This is a genomic window from Bacillus lumedeiriae (assembly GCF_044891285.1).
GTDB lineage: Bacteria > Bacillota > Bacilli > Bacillales > Domibacillaceae > Pseudobacillus > Pseudobacillus lumedeiriae.
In genome coordinates this window covers 1-544 of sequence record NZ_JAUIYO010000048.1, presented here as the reverse complement: position 1 = coordinate 544, position 544 = coordinate 1, and the positions used below count along the sequence as shown (strand labels likewise).

General features: G+C 44.9%; 2 tRNA genes and 1 rRNA gene. All 3 read right to left on the bottom strand.

The features are described from left to right. Positions 1 to 129 precede the first annotated feature (129 nt). Positions 130 to 205 (bottom strand) — tRNA-Ala (locus tag QYG89_RS17095). Between the two features lie 25 nt (positions 206 to 230). After that, a tRNA-Ile gene (locus QYG89_RS17090) sits at positions 231 to 307 on the bottom strand. A gap of 139 nt (positions 308 to 446) precedes the next feature. Next, a 16S ribosomal RNA gene (locus tag QYG89_RS17085) occupies positions 447 to 544 on the bottom strand; the annotation flags it as partial.

The following is a 544-nucleotide window of genomic DNA, read 5'->3' as shown; positions in this document are numbered from 1 at the left end:
AACTTAACCTACAAAAAAAATAAGCTACGCTTCTTTTTCTTTGCTGATAAAAATACCTAAAATGGCGATTACTCGGTTTTATTGCTTGGTTACTTTTATACGATATTATCCAGTTTTCAAAGAACAAATTGGTGGAGCCTAGCGGGATCGAACCGCTGACCTCCTGCGTGCAAAGCAGGCGCTCTCCCAGCTGAGCTAAGGCCCCTTAGTAGTAATATAAAGAGTAAGGATGGTGGGCCTGAATGGACTTGAACCATCGACCTCACGCTTATCAGGCGTGCGCTCTAACCAGCTGAGCTACAGGCCCTTACTCATTTTTAGGAATGAAAAAAAGATCAAACCTTCAAAACTGAACAAAAAACAATGCCGTTAATTCGTCTGTGAGAACATCGTTCTCTTCTGCTAGTAGGTAAGGTATACACCTTCACCGTTCACATATTCCTTAGAAAGGAGGTGATCCAGCCGCACCTTCCGATACGGCTACCTTGTTACGACTTCACCCCAATCATCTGCCCCACCTTAGGCGGCTGGCTCCCGTAAGGGT